This is a genomic window from Peribacillus sp. Bi134, assembly GCF_918698065.1.
Classification (GTDB): domain Bacteria; phylum Bacillota; class Bacilli; order Bacillales; family DSM-1321; genus Peribacillus.
In genome coordinates this window covers 26,233-45,395 of record NZ_CAKKLN010000016.1, presented here as the reverse complement: position 1 = coordinate 45,395, position 19,163 = coordinate 26,233, and the positions used below count along the sequence as shown (strand labels likewise).

Genomic DNA, 19,163 nt, shown 5'->3' with positions numbered 1-19,163 from the left:
GAATTAAGCTTTTTTATATTCTAAGTAGATTAAAGATTTTTCATCAGAAATTATATCCGGCTCAACATTCGATTTCTTTAAACCAGGCAGCCAAATGACCGTTCCCGTTTGATCGATGATGACCGGCCACACATTTCTTTCTAGCATCGGGATCTTTTCATTAATAAAAATATCCTTTAACTTTTTAGTTCCACCTAATCCCTTGACGGCCATCCGCTCGCCTTCATTCCTGTTTCGGATTGTAAGAGGAAGCTGAACAGCTGATTCGGGAAGTATAAAAGAATGATTTCCTCTAAGTACCGGAATTTCTTCTTTTATATAGTGCGCTTTAATCTTATATCCATTCGGAAGAATAGTCTCACCGGGAATTTGTAATTTATAGGAATATTTTTGGCTTTTTTGCCGGAAAAACCTAAACGTGCAAGTTTGATATGATTTTTCCGCAATAAGGCCCTCCGGAAGATGCAATTCTGCAGATGGTTGAGGATTCAAAAACAAAACTAAAAGTTGGTCAATATGTAATGCCGAAAGCGATGAAGGTCTCTCCAAATAAAGATAGTTTAATATTAGTTGAATCGCCCTTCTTTGTAAAGGTTTAGGCATCGCGAGAACCTTATCAATCTGAATAACCGCTTGATCTTTATCCTGTGTGATCCAAACATCGGACATTTTGCTTGAAACCAGGTTCAAAAAAAACTCTTCATCTTCATAAAGCTCTTCACTGAATCGTTGAAAATGCTCATGAACCTTGCCATTTTCTTTTTTTAAAAACGGAAGGACTTCATGTCTAAAACGATTTCTAGCATAGACACCGGTTTCATTGCTCGGATCAAATCTTGGTTCGATATCATGAAGGCCCGCATATTCGATTATTTGGCTTTTCGTGATTTCAAGAAAAGGCCTGATCAGATTTCCGGTATGGAAACGTCTCTTTATAGGAATACCTGCCCTTGCCTTCCCTGTCGCCCCTCTTGTTAAACGCATGAGCATCGTTTCGATTTGATCATCTCCATGATGCCCCAGGACAAGAGTGGAGGCTTGGTGCTTATCCATCATTTCTTCATAAAAGGCAAAACGCAGCTTTCTTGACGTTATTTGTGAACTTTCCCCCGTCTGTTTCATCCGGGCTGGAACATCAATCCTTTTTCCCTCAAATGTAATGCCCCACCGTTCACATATATGCTCGACATATTTATAATCCTCATAGGATTCTTCACCACGAAACATATGGTCAACACTCGCAACAATCATCTCGTAATGAAAAAGAGATTGAATTTCCTTAAGGATATGGAGAAGCACCAATGAATCCGGCCCTCCGGAAACGCCTATTAGCAACTTCGAGTTTTCCTTAATCAATTCGTTTCTATAGATGGTGCTCAGAACTTTTTCCTTTAACATACAATCTTCCTTCTTTATGAACAGGCATTAGTTTTATACGATTCAATCATGAAATGGTTTCAATTATTCCATGGCATTTCACCTAATAACTATATCATAACAACTGTTCATATATGTAAAGAACATAGAGCATCGATATGATGGCAACCAACAAAAAAGTTTCAAAAAAACCGCCACTTTTCTTTTTTGAATGGTTTTGGGACCTTCTTGCTTGTCTCGTTGCAGGTTGAATTGTTTGTGACTGGCTGGTAGCTGCCTTGGTCGGACTCTTTTTCTTCGAGTGATTTTGCTTACTTAGCACCGTGACCAAATCCTCCCGCATTTGGAGGGCAGAATCATACTGCCCGTGAAGTGCTTTATCCAACATCTTTCTATATGGGTGCAATTCCTTTTTCTGCTTAATCAAGTCGTTAAGCTGTCTATACCCCTCCCCTTGCTTGTGGAAACGTCCAGGATAGGCCGAATTGATTATAATCATCGCCACAGCGAACAAGTCATATTGCGGATCTGCCTTTCTTGATCCAAGACCCCAGTAACCCCTGTCAAAGAACTCGGTGAATTCTTTAACAGATCGCCCAATTAAGGTGGTTCCGCCTACATCCACGCACCTCACCTTATAGGCTGGTGAAGTCACGATCAAATTCTCAGGTTTTAAATCGCCGAACACCCAGCCATTGGTATGCAAGGCAGACAAGCTGGTTAAAAGCTGAAGCATTAAGACTCCAATCCATGATGACCCTTTCTTATCGATGAAACGCAAAAAATCGTGTCCGTGGATATATTCCATGACATAAAAAGGGAGCTGCTTTCCTGTTTTCATGAAATCATCCGCTTCCAAAAAGGAAGGTCCAAGGGTAGACCCCTGGACCTTTGAAAAGGATTTTAGGATATTCATCTCCGAAATAATGGACGTCCCATTATCACTGAGCTTTAAAGCATAATGACGATTTTTGCTTTCAACCAAATAGACGATCCCGTTCGCTCCACACCCCAATTCCTTAATTATTTTGTACTGGTTTTTATTCCATTTTCCAGTGACCAAACTGCCAGGCAGGAGTTTACATTGATTCCTCAAAGTATTGTTCATCATCATGTGATAACAATCCCCTCAATGAACGTTTTTTATTGAAATATGTTAAAGCTTCACGAATGGCTGGACCTGTCGGAGTGAGTCCCCCTGTACTAAGCTTAGGAAAAGTTGCCGTCAGGGCTTCAAGGTTCGGGGTCCAATCCAGCAACTTTTCAACATCATTTCTTTTCCCAGGAAATACGAATACGGAAAAACTGCTGTCACCCATTCTTGCATTCATGCTAAGGGAAAGATCTAATAAGGAATCTTTTACTGTAGGCAGTTTATGTTTCATGCTTGCACTGGTATCTACAAGAATCAGTACTTCGAGCTTGCTCGTTTCCCCAAGCTCATCGACCACCTCCATCACTTCTCCTCGTTTATCCGGCGGAAGATCCTCCATCGTTTTTGAATCTCCAAGTATTTGTTGAAGTTCGCGATTGATAACTCCCTGTATAGTTTGAGTCATTGCCTTTTGTGTGACCATTTGGACGGTTTGTGACAACTGCTGGGAATAGACTATTTGACTTACGCCACCTCCTGAACCAGCAATCTTCTCGATCTCCTTAAGACCCTTTTCATCTATAACATCATTTTCCATGACACCTATGACATTGATGGTTATGCCTTGCTTCCTTGCTAATTCAGCCATGGCAGACGGCTCCTCACCATGATTTGAACATCCGTCGGTTATAAGCAAAATCTGTTTTAATGTTCCTGCTTTCATGTTTTGCTCTCCCTTCCTATCAATTTGTTACCATAATTGACTAAAAAGGGGGAATTTATACGCTAAGACATCGCATCAAGTCACATCATGGAGTGGAGTGATTGAAAAGTCTCTTTACCTTTTAACCTTCTTCCATTTCACCACCTCATTTTTGGTTTTATTTATTATATATATAAACGGCCTACTGGGCCTTTTTGCGTTTTGGAGAAACGGGAATGGATGCCCATTTCGGTGTGTTATGCTTGATTTTCGATGTTACCACTGTCATGTCATCATCTATGATCCCTTTTGTTCGGATGACCTCTTCCAATATTAAATCAGAGATTTCCTGCGGATCGTCTGTTTCCATTTCCTTGATTTTCCGTTTAAGCCAGAACTCGATATTTTCAACATGTGAGGGGCCATCGAACACTCCATCGCTCATCATGATTAGTATGTCCCCTGCCTTGAGCTCTTCTGATACAACATCAACATCGAAATCCTGGATGATTCCCATAGGGAGGTTACTTGATTCAATTTTTATTATCCTATCCCCCCTTTTAATGAAACTCGGTATTGAACAGATTTTTAAAAACTTAGCCTTTGCGTCCTGAAGATCAATCATTGCCAAATCAAGAGTCGAAAATATTTCATCGGTAGTGCGTAGAGATAATACGGAGTTTACGGATTTAATGGCTATTTTTTCTTCAATTCCCGATTGTAAAAATTTTTGAAGCAGCTTCAATGTCTCTGTACTTTCAAAATGGGCCCTTTCCCCATTTCCCATTCCATCACTAATGGCTATTGCGAATTTGCCGCAGCCAATTTCCATGGTCGTATGACTATCTCCTGATACAAGCCCTCCCCCCTTGGCAGCATGAGCAACACCCGTTTCGACCGTGAATTTTTTTGCTGACCTAAATATCACCTCACATTGCCCGTTTGGATACGTTGCACACTCTTCTGAATGAACGACTATCGTTTCCCCTAAAATGTCAGAAAGCATAGGTGCAATCAATTTTTCACATTCCCCTCTGCCCTGGCAGTATGGGACACTCATTTCTATATCAACATTCCCTTGTTCTAGACTGTATATTTCTACATACCCTATGTGCAGTCCAAAATCCTGGATGGCTTCCAAAATGGATTCTTCATGTACATGATGATTCTTCCTTTCCCTTTGAATTTCTTTCGCAAAATCATCCATTACTGCCGAAACTCCCCGCAATTGATCCGCAACTAGCTTCCGGCTTTCCTTCACCTGCCTTTTTAATTTTTGGTTGGCTTCAAAATAAGTAAGCTCCTGTGATATCGCCCCAATGACCTGAGGGCCGCGGCTACAATATTTCCCCCATTCCTTCGAAGTCTTTTGGGGAAGCTGACCATTATTTTCACTTAATTGAAGCATAATTTCCTGCATGCCGTCATAGGTTGTATTAAAGTTCTTGGACCAGCACTGTTCCTTTTTAAAACAAAGCTGGCACGTCTTTTCCGTTACATTACTTAAGAAGTAGTCGAATTCTTTCTCATCTTCCTCCAATCTCCCCCTTTCATCCACTTGGGAAAAGCTATTTGAGAGCGCCTCAAATACATGTGAGAATTGCTCCACCCTTTGAGCGGTGACATCCCTCACTTTCCGGGCATACTGCTGCTGTTCATCAGAATTCTCGACTGTTCCCGGTATATGTTTCGCTATTTTGTTGATTATGGATGACGGTGTCAATATAAATAGGGCCACAGCTATAATTGATTCATAGAGGGTCACCATAATATTGCCGGTGCCCTCACCATATAAACCTATCAGTAACGTAGCAATCATGAGGCCCGCGGCAACCCCTATCTTCCTTCCCTCCTTCAACAGACCGCCCAGAAGCCCGGAAAAAGCGAGAAGGCTCATTTGATAGAGACTAGCAATACTTGCCAGACTGAATATCAATCCAGTAACTACACCTACAGTGGAGCCTATGGCGGCCCCTCCCGCCAGCCCGAAGAGGAGGACCAAGTATCGCGAGAATATATGGTCGAGTGATAGATCGTATATCATCCAGCCTATGGTTCCGGTCATCACCGAAGCCAGCAGGATGATGATGCTGACGATTTCCTCCGTCTTTAATGATTGGGACTTTGTCCGAATGGTCAGCAGCGGGATGGACTGTATGAAGATTAAGGTTAAGATCATTGCGAGTCCCGCCTCTACTCCTATCATCATTAAGTCGTACAGCTGAATCGTTCGGAATACCAGATATTGCTCGGCCAGGTTGACCAGGAATAGTGAAGCAAAAACGTACATCGACATCGTCTTGAATTGTCCTTCCACGGCGGGCTTCTTGATCTTATGAAATAACAGGAGCAGAAACGCCGATGCAAAGATGACTAAACTATTAGAATAGTGAACGGTCAGCCCACCTGCAATCAATCCGAATAAAGCAAGTGGTGCCCTGTCACGTCTCATGAGAAACACGGCTGCGAAAAACGGAAGTCCAAATGGTGCCAGCTGTGAAAGAATTAATGCCCGTCCTAATAAAAAACCAATAATTGCTAAAGAGATACCTTTTTTTATGAAAATGTCTTCCGTCTTCATTTGCAGTTGTTGGATCCAATTGATGGCCCCTGCCTTCGCTTCTTTTAACTGAACATCACCAAGAGGTTCCATCATAGGTCTTTCTACTTTTTCCATTTCAACACCCCATTCGTATTAGTGATTTTTATTATATAGAGGGCTTGTTTATTTTTTTGTCAGAATTTTATAAGCGGATAAGAAAAACGTTCGACGAAATTCTTCTTGAACAATCATTTGTATACAGGTTTTTGTGCCTTTTTTTCCAATACAGAAACGGGTGTTCTTTTTTTTTTGAAGAAAAGCAAAGTTTTTAGGTTATTTTTGCGGAAAATAACACGAATAAATAATCAGGAAATGGAAACCGACAAACTTTATTTTTTTTGTTGACATTTATTCTTCACGAATGTAAGATATAACTTGTGCTTCAGTAGCACTTATCATTATGGCGGCGTAGCTCAGCTGGCTAGAGCGTACGGTTCATACCCGTGAGGTCGGGGGTTCGATCCCCTCTGCCGCTATCTTTTTTCATGAAAATAATGGCCCGTTGGTCAAGCGGTTAAGACACCGCCCTTTCACGGCGGTAACACGGGTTCGAATCCCGTACGGGTCATCAAATACAAAAGCGCCTCTTTACACCTATCTCAGTAAGTGTAAAGAGGCGCTTTTTTTATGTTGTTGATAATTAAAAGAAGACAAGCCGGCAAGCTTGCCTTTATCTACACTATGAATAATTTCACAGGAAAAGTTGCTAAACTATTATTTTCAGCAGCAGTTTTATCCGCGTCTTCCTCCTCGACCTCCCCGTTTCGTTTCGGTGCTACGTTTAAGGGTCGTTAAGCGGTCTTCGCTATCTTTTAAGAATTTAGCCATTTTTTGCTCAAAGTTTTCCTTCGGTTGGAAACCATTACCTTTCGAGCGGAAGTCTTTGGAACGGCTGTCATTCCCTCTTCCTTGGCGCGGACGTGGTGTGTATGCAGGTTTTTGCTCAGCTTCAGGACGGTCTACCGCTTTTTTTATGGACAAGCCAATCTTGCCATCTTTAACATTGATGACTTTCACCTCAACTGTATCGCCCACTTTTAAATGATCATTGATATCCTTGACATAGTTATCAGCCACTTCACTGATATGGACAAGACCGGTTGAACCTTGAGGTAGCTCTACAAATGCACCAAAATTAGTTATGCCTGTTACTTTACCTTGTAACTTGCTGCCTACTTCGATTGACATAAAAAAAATGTTCCTCCTTAGAAATGTTAAAAAATCTCTTCACTCTATATTATAACGAAAGTAAAAAAACAGTGTCAATATTAGTCACTATCTTCCTTCCCTTTTGGAAGGGTAAATATGATTTCGCCTTTTTCAGATAAGAAATAATCCCGTCTGGCTATTTTCGCTATATAGTCGTCGTCATTAAGCTTTACGATTTCTTCTTTAAGAAGGGTCTCGTCTTTTTTCAATTCAGCTAACTTTCCCTTCAATTCTTCCTTCTGTTGTACTTTCTCATCCAGTGCAACATTTTGCGTTATGAGGGTGGAAACGGCAAAAATCAAAAAGACAGCGGCGAAAACTGAGTAAAGAGTTAATCTACGCATTAGACCACGCTTCTTTTTTTCTACGGTTTGTACTTTTTTCTCTTGTTGAGCGACGTAGGGATTTTCTATTTTTGCCACTTTCCTTTTACGCAGGCTACTCATTTTTTATCGCTCCTCATTTCTTTTTATTTCTCCATCTATTTAGCGTTCTAAATATAGAATTCTTTATTTTCAATAAAATCCCTTTTCCTTTATTATAAAACTTCCCGACGTTTTTCGTAACAAAAACCGGCAATAAATTCCATATATAGATCAAAATCCATTTTAATGGCCTCCAGAAAATATTCAAAATGAAAAGAAGTATTTTCCCCGCCCATTTTAATAATGCTAAAACGAACTTACATATCCCGAAGATAATGGCTATTACAGATACTATTACCCATTTTATCGGAACAAATATCAGCATGTGAACCGAATTCGTTATAAATCTCGCCAACTTTATCACAAGTATTATCAAAAACTCTAAAAAACGTTGATAGAAGCCTTTGAAAAGTGCTTGATAAGCTGAAAAACCGCATAATAAGGCCAAAAATAAATAAAGGCGAAACTCTCCCTCATTCACTAAAAACAAAACATAAAAAATAAGGAGACCCTGAATGATCCAGAAAAGGAAGTCATGGATGAATACAATCCACCTTTTCCTTTCTGATCGTTTCAGGAACCGGTTATACGTATCCAGGGCAGCTCCAAAGCCACTGCCCATGCCTATCATCGCAAGCAACGTATAAAATTGAATCGTTAAGGTCATTTGAACAATTTGCCAAAGAAGCCTTTAGCTTTCTCCCCTGATTGCTCATCTAAATAAACAAGGTCGAAAATCTTTCCCTTAATGGAGACGATGCCTTTATCAACGTCTAAATTCTTCATTTGCAAGTTTTGGCCCCGGATAGATAAGAATCCCATTACAGTTTCGAGCAGAAACTCCTCATTATCAAAACTTTCAACTTGTTTGACACCGGTAATATCAAGCAAACGGCGGCCTTTCATCGTTACATCGTGCTCTTGGGTCGTTCCCTTTGTGTAACCAGCATTCGGATCATTATATTGGCTCATTTTTTCATCCCTCACAGTACCACTGATTTTGTACAAGTGTATGTCCGTAAGAGCGGAATTAGAACCAAGCCTGTCCTTACTCCACCGCTAGCTTTTCTTCCTTTACGATGGTATACATATCTGCAGCCGCTTCTTTTTTGGTCGTTTCTTGAATTTTATCAACACGTACCGTAACGAGCTTTTGACCGAATCGTACAGTCAATTCATCGCCATCTTTCACATTTGAACTTGCTTTGGCCTGTTGTCCGTTAATCGTGATTCTCCCTTTATCGGCAACCTCTTTCGCAAGTGTGCGGCGCTTGATCAATCTTGAAACTTTTAGGAATTTATCCAATCTCATCGACATTAAAATCTCTCCCTTAATTAAAGTCCTTTAGCTTTTGCTTCATCCCAATATGAATCCAGTTCTTCCAATGTATAATCCTCAAACTTTTTGTCTGCCCTTTGAATGCACTCTTCTATATATGTAAAACGCCGGTGGAATTTCTGGTTTGCTTTGTAGACGGCTTCTTCCGCTTGTATGTCATAATAACGTGAAATGTTGACAAGCGCAAAAAAGAGGTCGCCCAGCTCTGATTTTATTCTTTCGACATCCATTTTCGGGCTTAATATTTCAGCTTCCAATTCCTGCACTTCTTCCCTGACCTTTTTCCAGGCTTCGGAAACCTCATCCCAATCGAATCCAACCTTCGCAGCCCTTTTTTGGTACTCTTCGGCCCGAAGTAAGTTTGGCAGCGATTTCTCAATCCCATCAAGTATGGATTGCGATGCTTTTGTTTCGCTCCCTTTTTCATTCTCTTTGATTTTCTGCCAGTTCACTAATACATCTTCCTCGCCGTTCACTTCAACATCTCCGAATACATGAGGGTGGCGTCGAATCATTTTCGCCGTAATGCCTTCAATCACATCGTCTATCGTGAACATGCCCTCATCTTCACCGATTTGTGAATGAAGCATCACTTGAAGCAGGACATCCCCAAGTTCACCAACCATGCCCTCATCGTCCTCTTCATCGATGGAATCAATCAGCTCATATGCCTCTTCTATTAGATATTTCTTCAAGCTTTCATGAGTTTGTTTCTTATCCCAAGGACATCCGTCAGGACCTCTAAGTTCTGCGATGACCTGCCGCAGCTTAGAAAACTCCCTGTATCGTAAAGCTTCTTCCCTAACAGGCGGGACATAAACACTCGTCAAGTTACTTAACTCCATCTGACGGTCGAGCTCGAACAGAGCGCATCTTGTCACTTTTTCCTGACTGCTTCCTGCCGCTGTAACGATATATACCTCGTAGTCATCCGGTAGCTTTTCCATTAAAGTCAGCTTCACATTGGACGCACTGAATGCGTCATACACCTGTCCGATTATCATATGCTGGGTAATGTGCAAATCATCTGGTGAAAGATCTGTTCCATCCAATAGCTGGAACCCTTCAATCGGATCGATTTTAACAGCCTGAAACAAGGGATCAAGGAAACTTTGCCCGCCTTCCAGCTTAATGGCTATTCCAAGAGCCGGACCCTTTTCGAGCAAAAGCTGAACCGTTTTTTCCGCTACCATAGGATGCCCCGGAACTGCGTAAAGAACGGAACGGTTTGAAGCCTCTTGTAATAATGTTCCGGCAATTTCTTCATATACCGCTTCAAATTGGTCGTGCTTTTCATATATCCCGTCAAACGCCGTGAAATTGATTCCTTCCTTTTTCAAATCCCAGATAACCGGATGATCAATAGTTCTGATGAAGCATTGTTCTGTTTGCAGCAATTTTTTATAAATTCCTAGTGGAAGCTGATCTAAATCCCCTGCACCAAGGCCTATTATCGTAATCTCATTCATGATTTCGTATACTCCTATTCGTTATAATAAATCGTTTAAGCTTTGAACCTGCAGGTATAAGTGCAAGTTCTTCTTCACCAAATAAGCCTGAACGAATGGCGGTCATCACAAAAACGGCTGCACCGATCCCTACACCGGTCAAAGCTTGAATCGTAGCTAACAACCGGCTCTCGCCTGAGGACATCAATTCGAATAAGCCATTGAATATAACAACCGCCGTACCCATGTAAACCGTACTCTTCAAGATTATTAACACGTGCTTCTTTTCAATTAATGTCTTTTTAATATGCACTCTCAATACCACATAAAATAATACAGACATGATCATAAATGCAAGCACTGTTGCCGAGGCTGCTCCCGCGATTTTGTAATGAGGCACCAGGACAAGGTTCAAAGCCCACTTGCTGACCACACCCACAAGCGTAATGATCACCGGTATGAACGAATAGCCTAAGCTTTGAATCACTGCCGCTTCTGCCATTATGACGGATGTGAATAAAATCGATAAAGAGAAAATTGCTAAAGTAATGGTCCCTTTAACATCCGTGAACAGCATATGATTGACAGGCTCCATCGTCACCACCAGCCCGATCGCAGCTGCGAGTCCTATCGTCGCGCTTACACGAAGCGCCAATTTGATTTTATTCAATAATTCATGTTCACTTTTCCTCTGAACGAATCCGGATATTACAGGTACCAGTGCCAATGCAAAAGAATTAGCCACGACTGTACCTAGCTGAAGCAAAGGCTGTCCCCGGTCATATACCCCTTTCCATTCCTTGGCTTCCTTTTCCCCCATCCCCGTTTCCCTTAGTAGGGAATATAGGTGCAGGGAATCGACAAACTGAAACAAGATAAGGATCAAGCCAGTTATACAAAAGGCCAACCCTTGGAAAACCAGGACTTTGGAGATTTTGATGAAATTTACCGGTTTGATTCTCATCCGTAAAAAAAGCTTCCATTCTTCTCTTAAAATAACGAAAGCAATAAGCAGTACCAGGCCGGTCATGCCGCCGGTTATCGAACCGAGGACCGCCCCCTTGCCGACCCCATAAGGAGAGTAGCCCTGATTCACGAATATTGTTGAAAGAACCAGTATCGTCAACACACGGATGCATTGTTCAGCGACCTGCGAACTTGCTGTCGGTAACATGTCGTTTATTCCTTGAAAATAACCTCGTAAAACAGATGAAATCGGCATTAATAGATATGAATAGGCAACGATTCTCAGCAGACCGGCTAAACGCGGATCCTTCATCCATCCTGCTATCCAATCAGCGCCAAGGAACAGTGCAGCAAACATCATGACTCCTATCGAGCTTAAGACGACGAATGATGTCATTAAAATGTCATTGACCGCAAAGTTATTTTTGGAAGACTCCCGTTCAGCAATAAGTTTGGATATGACTACCGGAAAGCCGAGTGTTGATAATGTAAAAGCAACACCGTAGAAGGGGTAGACCTGTTGATAGATATAAAACCCGATGTCACCCGCAATGTTCTGATAAGGAATGCGATAGGCCGCACTCAATACTTTTACGATAATCGCAGCTGCGCTCAAAATCAGCGCACCTCGAAAAAGTTCATTTGATGTTTTATTAGGCTTTTCAGCCATTCTTTTTCCCCTTTTCACTCATATGTGGTAGTTATTATAGCATAATTCTAATGGTTATTTTTCAATTCCAGCCATACTGTTAATTAATTTCCATATCCACTTCTTTTTTAGAAATTGCAAAAAGGACAGCGCGATTGCTGCCCTTTCCACCTTTAAAAATATAATGGCATGTCCAAGGTTACTGTTCCATTTGTCTAGCTAGGAAACTTGCTGCTGTTTCAACCGATTTCTGTTCCACTTCACCAATGGTACTATCTTTAGAGAAAATCAAGACGGCACCAATCGGGTCGCCACTCGCAATGATCGGAGCTGCAGTATAAGATTGGACCTCTTCATCATTGGAATCAACGAATGAAATTTGTCCATTTGGAGACTCCAGGACAGGATTTCTTTCTTCCATGATTTTTTCCACTAGTTCACTAACGCTTTTATTTAAGTATTCTTTTTTGGAGCCGCCTGCCACTGCAATGTAAGTATCCCTATCACAAATCATAACTGGATTTCCAAGGCTATCATAAAGTGCTTCTGCATATTCCCTAGCAAAATCGCCTAATTCACTAATAGGAGAGTATTTCTTAAGGATGACTTCCCCATCCCTATCCACAAATATTTCCAGTGGATCTCCTTCACGGATACGGAGGGTCCTGCGAATTTCTTTCGGGATGACGACTCTTCCTAAATCATCAATTCGGCGAACGATACCAGTTGCTTTCATCTAATGTTGCCTCACTTTCATCTAATTGATTTGATAAATCCTCATTTTGTAGCAAAATCATCACCAGCTATTGTACTTAGTATTTTTCTAATGGTAAGTTCTATGCACTTTGAAAAAATTTTTCTTTTTGTTGCATTTTTTTACCATGGTACCTAAAAAAATTTCTTCAAGAGGACTATCATTCAATTTTAGTTTTTTGTGGCTTGAGTCTCTTTTTTTACATACTGTAAACCCTTGGTCATCTCAAATAAGATATTAAGCCATTTGCTTTGTTCTACGCCCTTTATGTGCAGGACCAGCTTCATTCTATTGCCGTCCATGCCGAAGCCGACCATACGGCCATACTTCGATCCCAGCTCGAACACCTTTTGTCCATCCACATCGCTGCTGACCTTTTCCCTAAGGATAATGCTGATTTCCTGCTTTAATTGTTTAATGCTTTCAATTCCGGCCTTTTCAGCATATACCTTCATTTCGGCAATCATGAATAAAAAGGAAACTTCGTCTGGATACTCTCCGAAACGATCGATCATTTCATCCTGTAATTCTTCCACTTCTTCAAGCGAAGCAATACCTCTGAACCTTTTATACATTTCTATTTTCTGATGTCCATCCATTATGTAGGCATCAGGGATATAAGCATCCACTTCAACATCAATTTCAAGGGTGTTCTTTTCTTCGGCTGGCTGGTCATTACGTTTCGCATCTACCGCTTCTTTCAGCATTTGTGAATACAGATCAAAACCGACTGAATCGATGAAGCCATGTTGTTGAGCCCCCAAGATGTTTCCAGCTCCCCTGATGGATAAATCACGCATCGCGATTTTGAACCCTGAACCCAATTCTGTAAATTCCTTAATGGATTGAAGACGTTTTTCTGCCACTTCAGTCAACACTTTATCTTTCCTATAAGTGAAGAATGCATATGCCACCCGATTGGATCGTCCTACACGCCCACGCAGCTGATAGAGCTGTGAAAGTCCCATTCTATCCGCTTCATTCACGATAAGCGTATTGACATTCGGGATATCAACACCCGTCTCTATAATGGTTGTACTCACCAAAACATCATATTCGCCTTCTAAAAAGCTGAACATGACGGATTCCAGTTCTTGCTCAGTCATTTGCCCATGAGCATAGGTGACACGGGCATCGGGCACAAGCATGGAAATTTCTTCTGCTTTTCTTGCTATATCCTCTACCCGATTGTAAAGGAAGTAAACCTGACCATCCCTGGCCAATTCCCGTTCTATCGCTTCCGTTACCAACGAGCCATTATACTCCATGACATAAGTTTGGATCGGGAACCGGTTCTCAGGCGGTGTTTCGATGACGGACAAATCCCTCACGCCCAACATGGACATATGAAGGGTTCTTGGAATCGGCGTCGCAGTCAAAGTCAGTACATCCACATTAGTTTTTAACCGTTTGATCTTTTCCTTATGTGTAACGCCAAAGCGCTGTTCTTCATCAATGATTAGCAATCCCAAATCGCGGTACACGATATCTTTGGATAAAATCCTATGCGTACCAACCACAATATCCACCGTGCCGGCCTTCAATCCTTTAATCGTCTCGGTTTGCTGTTTTTTAGTCCGGAAACGGCTCATATGACCAATCGAAATCGGATAATCTTGAAAACGCTCCCTTAATGTTTCATAATGCTGCTGGGCGAGGATTGTGGTCGGAACAAGAAATGCAACTTGCTTGCCATCCATTATGGCTTTAAAAGCGGCCCGGATGGCCACCTCTGTCTTCCCATATCCAACATCACCGCATAATAAACGATCCATCGGCCGTTCCCGTTCCATATCCTTTTTGATTTCGACGATGGAACGTAATTGATCTTCCGTTTCGTTATAAGCGAATGATGTTTCGAATTCCCTCTGCATATCACCATCAGGTGAAAAGGCATAGCCCTTTGCCGCTTCTCTTTCTGCGTATAACTTGATTAAATCATCGGCAATATTCTCAACGGATGATTGAACCTTGCTTTTGACACGTTTCCATTCCGTTCCGCCTAGCTTATAAAGCTTCGGTTCCTTTCCTTCAGAACCGACATATTTTTGGACAAGATCAATCTGGTCGACAGGAACATACAATTTGTCATCCGCTTGATAACGAATATTCAGGTAATCTTTATGGACCCCGTTGATCGTAAGGGTCTCAATACCCAAGTATTTACCGATTCCGTGGTTAACATGAACGACATAGTCACCGATCTTCAGTTCGGAATAACTTTTGATTCGCTCCGCATTCGATAGTTTCTGTCTCCGTATTGATTTCTTTGACTTCTTATTGAACAATTCCGTTTCCGTTATGATACTGAATTTTTGCATAGGTAATTCAAAGCCGCTATTCAGACTGCCGCGTAAAATCTGTACTTTACCTGGAAGAATGCTGTCCGCATTAAACAGTTCTGCGGCCTCTATATCATAATCGGCCAAAACCGAATGCAGCTTTTTTACCCGTTCTTCATCCTGTCCAAGTATGACGACTGTGTATTTACCTTTTTTCCAACGTTCCAGTTCAGCTTTGAACACATTCATCTGTCCATGGAAATTTTGCATTTGTTTACTGGCAAAATTCAGGATATTCTGAGGATTCGTATGCGGTACATGCCGTAAAAACAATGAAAGGTATACAAACGGCCTGCTGGATTTCACTATTAATTCCTGCATGGGATGAGCCAATTTTATATCATGGATAATTTGTCCCTGACTTAAAAGGTCTGTGTACCACCCAGCCTCTTCCTTTTCCAAAGAATCATTGATTTCCTGGATTCTACTGATTTCATCTAAGAAAACCAAACCATTTACCGGTAAATAATCTATTAAACTAGCTGGATCCTCATACGCTAAACTTAAGTATTTAAAGATTTTGTCAGGTATATTTCCCATTTTCAGCTGTTCAAGTTCATAACTGATCGTTTGAACCAGCTGTTCCTTAGTTTTCTCGTCTTTAAGTTTTTTCAAGCTTTTACTTAATCCGCTCTCGAGCCTTGTTATGATTCTTTCGATATGCTCTGTCTCTAGCAAAGCCTCACTGACGGGACCAATCGTCACCTTCTTGAGTTTCTCGATGGATCGCTGATCTTCGCTTGAAAAGGTCCTTATTGAATCTATTTCGGTATCGAATAATTCAATTCGTATTGGATTAGGTTCGGTGATCGGATAAATATCGATTATGCCGCCCCTGATACTGAATTCACCTGGAGAAGCAACCATTTCAGACCGGTTATAACCCATGGCAATGAATTTATTAAGCGTTGATTCAAGCTCGATGTCTTCCCCTAAATTAAATGCTAGCTGATGCCTCTTCCAAATATCCTTTGGAGGAAGCACACGACGTACCCCTGGAATTGGCGCAATGACAATCCCTTTCTTTCCTTCCGCCCAAAAGTTCAATGCCTCTACACGTTGAGCCCTTAATTCCGGGCTGGCTACACTCAAATCAGCCGCTATCAATTCATTGGCTGGATATATATATAATTCTTCCTCGGGAATGAAACTGGATAAGTCCTCATGGAATTTTTGTGCTTGCAATAAATTATGGGTAACCAATAAAATAGGCCTATTCGTCTTTTCATATACGGAAGCCAGCAATAGTGATCTCGAGGAACCTGTCAGACCAGAGACGATTTGCTCCTTAAGTCCTTCATCGATGCCGGCTATTAACGAATGAACATCATCTTGTTTGGAGAACAAGTTCTGTAATCCATTCATTTTATTTCCCCCCTCTCTTAACGTGCGAAAAACATTTGAATTCTTTGTATTAGAACTTGGCCATTTAACCAAGCGTCCTTTTTATTAAAGGCACTTTTTTGTGCCCTGGATTCCAGACAAACGGAAAAATGCTTTGGATTTTGTCCAAAGCCCTCTCCCGCTAATGAATAATATAATCGTTTTCATATAAATCAGGGTTTCTTTGCAGCGATTCATGACAGTCTTCACATATCGCCCTTACATGCATATCCCCTTCAGAATCATAAACGATCATCTCTTGTCGCTCTTCATCGGTAAGTTGATTAAAACCTAACTGCTCCGTACTCAGTGAGTGTGCCTCGATTGAGCCCAGCTTAGTTCCGCAATGTCGGCATCGATAATGGAGAGCCATTTGGTAACCCCCTATTTTAGTAATAGTGTTAGTATGTACAAAAATAGAGGGGTTTTATTCAGCGAAACAGGAAGATATTATTCTTTACTTATATCTACTCTCTGCTTATTGGTTATATTCGTTCATTACCTGTAGAAATGGTTTTTCCAACCAGGCTTCACAAGAAGCTGCACTCTTTTCGATCGTTGCACCGACATGATCCCATTCTTCAGGCGAAAAGCGCCCTAAGACATAGTCAGATACTGGAATACGGCCAATCGGGCGGCCAATCCCTATTCTGATTCGATTGAATTCTTGCGTACCCAAATGGGCAATTGAAGATTTTATCCCATTATGACCGCCTGCACTTCCTTTTTGACGAAGGCGAAGCTTCCCTGGAGGCAAATCAAGGTCATCATATATAATGACAACATCCGCGATATCCACCTTAAAGAAATGCATGACAGCCGAAATGGATTCTCCTGACAAATTCATGTAGGTTAAGGGTTTAAGCAATAAAACCTTTTCTCCCTTTACCATTCCTGCACCATAGATCCCCTTATGCTTTGCTTGATCAAGTGGGATCGACCATCTTTTGGATAACTCATCTATTACTTCAAATCCGACGTTATGCCGAGTTTTTTCATATTGTTTACCTGGGTTCCCTAACCCTACAATAATTTTCATGATTCACACTCCGTCATTACGGTTATTTAGGGAGTTACGCTGGGACGAAGTTTTTCCAAGATCATTGACCTTAGAAAAATAGTACCCTAATTTCAACCTTGCCTGCAAGCTACCGGAGAACTAATTAGTAAAAACCCTATTAAAGGAGTCGACCACGAAAAAATGGTCCGGCTTAAATGGATGATCCAGAGATTGAAAAGACGTAACTCGTTAAGAGCTACGCCTATTATATCACGATTCACTTGTTTAATCCCGGCATCATGACTCTGGTGATGCCTTGGTTTCCCTGCCTTCTTCATTTTCAGGGATACCGCCATCTTGCTGTTCACCTGTACTTATTTCCTCTTCCTGACGAGGAGCCAGAACAGATGCAACGACTTCTTCACCATCGTTGTCGATTGTAACTTGTTTATTCGTTTGGATATCGGATATGTAGATTGTATCTCCTACCTGAAGTTCGGTAACGTCAACATCGATGGAGTCAGGAATGTCATTAGGTTTAGCTGTAACCGTCACTTCATGAAGAGACTGCTGAAGGACCCCGCCGTCTTTCACGCCTTTACAAACACCTACAAGGTTAACGCGTACTTGTGCCTGTAATTGGGCGGACATATCTACAATTAAAAAGTCTGCATGATAAATGGAGTTCTTTATTGGATCCTTTTGATAGTCAGAGAGCATGACTTTATAATTCTTACCTTCCAAGTCCAAAGAAATGATTCCATTACGGCCTATTTCCTTGATTGTCTTTTGAAGCTCAATATTATTGACTGAAATGGCCGTACTGTCATTTTTATTGCCATATACTATCGCAGGGATTTCGCCGCTTTCTCTCAAATTCCTTAAATTAGAGTGTTTTGAATCCGTACGTTCTTTTGCAGCTAATATATTACTCATACATCCTCCGCCTTCCTGAATATGAATTGCAAGTTTCTCTATATTTAACATTTCCCTAAATGGCGAAGCATTAAACATGAAAGGTAAAATCCAAAGGGAGCAAGAAGGTGATAAACATATGGTAAACATAGGAACTTGCTACAAAAAACTTTTTTCATTTTTTTCTCTGATTCAAGCGTGAATCGCCTTTTTTTCCATTTCCCCCTCAACTTGCATCACCCGGTTAAGGATTTGGGCTGCTAGTGATGAATATTGAATGCTATCCTTTTTCCGCGGTCTCGGCAGATTGATTTCCTTATTCATGACGACTTTGCCTTCTTCGATTAATAAGACACGATCGGCAAGCATTACGGCTTCTTCAACATCATGTGTAACAAGTAAGGCAGTAAAGTCCCTTTTCCTCCATAGTTCCTCAATCAGCCTTTGCATGCCAATTCTAGTCAAAGCATCCAATGCCCCTAACGGCTCATCCAAGAGGAGTATGTCAGGTTGGTTCACCAATGCCCTCGCTAATGCCACCCTTTGTTTCTGCCCTCCAGATAAAACGGACGGCCACTCATTTGCTCGATCGGCAAGGCCCACTTGCTCCAGTAATTCCATAGCACTTGGCTTCCAATCCCCTTTTAAGCCTACACCAATATTTTCAAGGATTTTTTTCCAAGGAAACAGCCTTCCATCCTGAAACATCGTACGTGACGATTTATTTAATCCATTCAAAGGCTTTCCATTCACCAGTATCTGCCCGTCCGTCGGCTTTTCCAGTCCTGCCACAAGACGAAGCAATGTGCTCTTTCCACATCCACTTTTGCCGACAATGGCTACGAATTCCCCTTTTTTAAAGGTGAGGTCCATTCCCTTTAATACTTCAAACTCCCCAAAATTCTTTCTTACACCCTGCAACTCCAACGAATTTCCACTTTTCATGCAAATGACCTCC

At 41.4% G+C, this 19,163-nt stretch carries 17 protein-coding genes and 2 tRNA genes; 2 read left to right on the top strand and 17 right to left on the bottom strand.

Going from position 1 to position 19,163, the window contains the following annotated elements; all coding sequences use genetic code 11:
• Positions 1-3: 3 nt before the first annotated feature.
• From tilS to spoIIE, 4 genes are all read right to left on the bottom strand, one after another.
• Positions 4-1,398, bottom strand: coding sequence for a tRNA lysidine(34) synthetase TilS (gene tilS / locus LQ188_RS25490; RefSeq protein ID WP_230178766.1), 1,395 nt, complete (start codon positions 1,396-1,398; stop codon positions 4-6).
• Positions 1,399-1,492: 94 nt separating this feature from the next.
• Positions 1,493-2,491 (bottom strand): protein kinase family protein, encoded by a 999-nt coding sequence (locus LQ188_RS25485; protein ID WP_363320625.1) that lies wholly within the window; start codon positions 2,489-2,491, stop codon positions 1,493-1,495.
• Positions 2,457-3,194: a VWA domain-containing protein gene (locus LQ188_RS25480; RefSeq protein WP_101225922.1), complete on the bottom strand. Its 738-nt coding sequence runs from the start codon at positions 3,192-3,194 to the stop codon at positions 2,457-2,459. Before LQ188_RS25480 ends, LQ188_RS25485 begins: the two co-directional genes overlap by 35 nt.
• Positions 3,195-3,375: 181 nt before the next feature.
• Positions 3,376-5,850, bottom strand: coding sequence for a stage II sporulation protein E (spoIIE, locus tag LQ188_RS25475; RefSeq protein WP_101225921.1), 2,475 nt, complete (start codon positions 5,848-5,850; stop codon positions 3,376-3,378).
• A gap of 327 nt (positions 5,851-6,177) precedes the next feature.
• On the opposite strand from spoIIE, the gene LQ188_RS25470 reads away from it, so the two are divergent.
• Both LQ188_RS25470 and LQ188_RS25465 read left to right on the top strand, forming a co-directional pair.
• Positions 6,178-6,251: transfer RNA gene (locus LQ188_RS25470), tRNA-Met, on the top strand.
• A gap of 20 nt (positions 6,252-6,271) precedes the next feature.
• Positions 6,272-6,343, top strand: a tRNA-Glu gene (locus LQ188_RS25465).
• A gap of 164 nt (positions 6,344-6,507) precedes the next feature.
• On the opposite strand, the gene LQ188_RS25460 is transcribed toward LQ188_RS25465, so the two are convergent.
• The 13 genes from LQ188_RS25460 to LQ188_RS25400 form a co-directional block, all read right to left on the bottom strand.
• A complete protein-coding gene (locus tag LQ188_RS25460; RefSeq protein WP_230178765.1) occupies positions 6,508-6,963 on the bottom strand; it encodes a S1 domain-containing RNA-binding protein in 456 nt (151 codons plus the stop codon).
• Between the two features lie 80 nt (positions 6,964-7,043).
• Positions 7,044-7,430 (bottom strand): septum formation initiator family protein, encoded by a 387-nt coding sequence (locus LQ188_RS25455; protein WP_101225919.1) that lies wholly within the window; start codon positions 7,428-7,430, stop codon positions 7,044-7,046.
• 13 nt (positions 7,431-7,443) lie between these two features.
• The gene (yabQ, locus tag LQ188_RS25450; RefSeq protein WP_230178764.1) at positions 7,444-8,076 is read right to left on the bottom strand and encodes a spore cortex biosynthesis protein YabQ; all 633 of its coding nucleotides are present in this window, start codon (positions 8,074-8,076) and stop codon (positions 7,444-7,446) included.
• The gene (gene yabP, locus LQ188_RS25445; protein WP_101225917.1) at positions 8,073-8,381 is read right to left on the bottom strand and encodes a sporulation protein YabP; all 309 of its coding nucleotides are present in this window, start codon (positions 8,379-8,381) and stop codon (positions 8,073-8,075) included. The genes yabQ and yabP overlap by 4 nt, the downstream gene beginning before the upstream one ends.
• A gap of 76 nt (positions 8,382-8,457) precedes the next feature.
• A complete protein-coding gene (locus tag LQ188_RS25440; protein ID WP_230178774.1) occupies positions 8,458-8,721 on the bottom strand; it encodes an RNA-binding S4 domain-containing protein in 264 nt (87 codons plus the stop codon).
• Between the two features lie 23 nt (positions 8,722-8,744).
• On the bottom strand, positions 8,745-10,217 hold the full coding sequence (gene mazG / locus LQ188_RS25435; RefSeq protein WP_230178763.1) for a nucleoside triphosphate pyrophosphohydrolase: 1,473 nt from the start codon (positions 10,215-10,217) through the stop codon (positions 8,745-8,747).
• On the bottom strand, positions 10,210-11,832 hold the full coding sequence (locus LQ188_RS25430) for a polysaccharide biosynthesis protein (RefSeq protein WP_230178762.1): 1,623 nt from the start codon (positions 11,830-11,832) through the stop codon (positions 10,210-10,212). Before LQ188_RS25430 ends, mazG begins: the two co-directional genes overlap by 8 nt.
• Before the next feature lie 178 nt (positions 11,833-12,010).
• Positions 12,011-12,547, bottom strand: coding sequence for a stage V sporulation protein T (gene spoVT, locus LQ188_RS25425; RefSeq protein ID WP_063235918.1), 537 nt, complete (start codon positions 12,545-12,547; stop codon positions 12,011-12,013).
• Positions 12,548-12,735: 188 nt separating this feature from the next.
• Positions 12,736-16,272 (bottom strand): transcription-repair coupling factor, encoded by a 3,537-nt coding sequence (gene mfd, locus LQ188_RS25420; protein WP_230178761.1) that lies wholly within the window; start codon positions 16,270-16,272, stop codon positions 12,736-12,738.
• 160 nt (positions 16,273-16,432) lie between these two features.
• Positions 16,433-16,663 carry an anti-sigma-F factor Fin family protein gene (locus LQ188_RS25415; protein WP_034316319.1) on the bottom strand — a complete coding sequence of 77 codons (231 nt, stop codon included), beginning with the start codon at positions 16,661-16,663 and terminating at the stop codon, positions 16,433-16,435.
• A gap of 105 nt (positions 16,664-16,768) precedes the next feature.
• Positions 16,769-17,329, bottom strand: coding sequence for an aminoacyl-tRNA hydrolase (gene pth / locus LQ188_RS25410; protein ID WP_101225913.1), 561 nt, complete (start codon positions 17,327-17,329; stop codon positions 16,769-16,771).
• Positions 17,330-17,587: 258 nt separating this feature from the next.
• On the bottom strand, positions 17,588-18,226 hold the full coding sequence (locus tag LQ188_RS25405) for a 50S ribosomal protein L25/general stress protein Ctc (RefSeq protein ID WP_101225935.1): 639 nt from the start codon (positions 18,224-18,226) through the stop codon (positions 17,588-17,590).
• A gap of 171 nt (positions 18,227-18,397) precedes the next feature.
• A complete protein-coding gene (locus LQ188_RS25400; protein WP_230178760.1) occupies positions 18,398-19,150 on the bottom strand; it encodes an ATP-binding cassette domain-containing protein in 753 nt (250 codons plus the stop codon).
• Positions 19,151-19,163: the final 13 nt, after the last annotated feature.

What these genes read in the sequence shown, in the direction of transcription:
- pth (WP_101225913.1), bottom strand. Translation starts at nt 17,329, where the DNA reads ATGAAAATTATTGTAGGGTTAGGGAACCCAGGTAAACAATATGAAAAA.
- spoVT (WP_063235918.1), bottom strand. Translation starts at nt 12,547, where the DNA reads ATGAAAGCAACTGGTATCGTTCGCCGAATTGATGATTTAGGAAGAGTC.
- mazG (WP_230178763.1), bottom strand. Translation starts at nt 10,217, where the DNA reads ATGAATGAGATTACGATAATAGGCCTTGGTGCAGGGGATTTAGATCAG.
- LQ188_RS25400 (WP_230178760.1), bottom strand. Translation starts at nt 19,150, where the DNA reads ATGAAAAGTGGAAATTCGTTGGAGTTGCAGGGTGTAAGAAAGAATTTT.
- yabP (WP_101225917.1), bottom strand. Translation starts at nt 8,381, where the DNA reads ATGAGCCAATATAATGATCCGAATGCTGGTTACACAAAGGGAACGACC.
- LQ188_RS25485 (WP_363320625.1), bottom strand. Translation starts at nt 2,491, where the DNA reads ATGATGATGAACAATACTTTGAGGAATCAATGTAAACTCCTGCCTGGC.
- yabQ (WP_230178764.1), bottom strand. Translation starts at nt 8,076, where the DNA reads ATGACCTTAACGATTCAATTTTATACGTTGCTTGCGATGATAGGCATG.
- LQ188_RS25440 (WP_230178774.1), bottom strand. Translation starts at nt 8,721, where the DNA reads ATGAGATTGGATAAATTCCTAAAAGTTTCAAGATTGATCAAGCGCCGC.
- LQ188_RS25415 (WP_034316319.1), bottom strand. Translation starts at nt 16,663, where the DNA reads ATGGCTCTCCATTATCGATGCCGACATTGCGGAACTAAGCTGGGCTCA.
- LQ188_RS25430 (WP_230178762.1), bottom strand. Translation starts at nt 11,832, where the DNA reads ATGGCTGAAAAGCCTAATAAAACATCAAATGAACTTTTTCGAGGTGCG.
- LQ188_RS25405 (WP_101225935.1), bottom strand. Translation starts at nt 18,226, where the DNA reads ATGAGTAATATATTAGCTGCAAAAGAACGTACGGATTCAAAACACTCT.
- LQ188_RS25480 (WP_101225922.1), bottom strand. Translation starts at nt 3,194, where the DNA reads ATGAAAGCAGGAACATTAAAACAGATTTTGCTTATAACCGACGGATGT.
- LQ188_RS25460 (WP_230178765.1), bottom strand. Translation starts at nt 6,963, where the DNA reads ATGTCAATCGAAGTAGGCAGCAAGTTACAAGGTAAAGTAACAGGCATA.
- spoIIE (WP_101225921.1), bottom strand. Translation starts at nt 5,850, where the DNA reads ATGGAAAAAGTAGAAAGACCTATGATGGAACCTCTTGGTGATGTTCAG.
- tilS (WP_230178766.1), bottom strand. Translation starts at nt 1,398, where the DNA reads ATGTTAAAGGAAAAAGTTCTGAGCACCATCTATAGAAACGAATTGATT.
- LQ188_RS25455 (WP_101225919.1), bottom strand. Translation starts at nt 7,430, where the DNA reads ATGAGTAGCCTGCGTAAAAGGAAAGTGGCAAAAATAGAAAATCCCTAC.
- mfd (WP_230178761.1), bottom strand. Translation starts at nt 16,272, where the DNA reads ATGAATGGATTACAGAACTTGTTCTCCAAACAAGATGATGTTCATTCG.